Below are 457 nucleotides of genomic sequence, written 5' to 3'. Positions count from 1 at the left end.
CACCATCAGGATATGAAACAGAACCTAGAACTGGAACACTTTCACCAACCATCAATTTTGTAGGTGATCCAGATCGAGCACGAACAGCCGGCGCAGTTTGAACCTTAAACCTACCATCAGTCGATAAAGCAGAAAGAACGCTTTCAAAATTTGAGCTACGAATAGAAACAAAGGAACCGACTAAACCAGCTCCAGCTTGTGGTTCAATTCCAAATTCCAATTTTCCTGAAAGCAAAGAAACAGCCATTTGAAAAGCAGAGCCATCACTGAAATCTGTACCAACTTCATAAATAGCAGCCTTAATCATAACATCTGCAACAGGCGTATCTAGCTTAGGTAGAAGGCTCTTAATTTCTCCGAGAGAACGCATTGAAGCATGAACAACAAGCTTATCATTCTGACCTGCTGAACCTTCACCTTTAGTATTAGAACCACCAGAAAAACGACTTTCAGGAAA

At 41.1% G+C, this 457-nt stretch carries 1 pseudogene; it reads right to left on the bottom strand.

Going from position 1 to position 457, the window contains the following annotated elements:
- Nucleotides 1–457: pseudogene (locus tag HBA93_RS18620) on the bottom strand (hypothetical protein); the annotation flags it as partial.

Origin of the sequence: Ochrobactrum sp. SFR4 (genome assembly GCF_019730395.1) — a bacterium.
Lineage (GTDB): Bacteria > Pseudomonadota > Alphaproteobacteria > Rhizobiales > Rhizobiaceae > Pseudochrobactrum.
The sequence above is the reverse complement of the archived record's forward strand: the minus strand, read 5'-3'. Positions and strand labels throughout refer to the sequence as shown.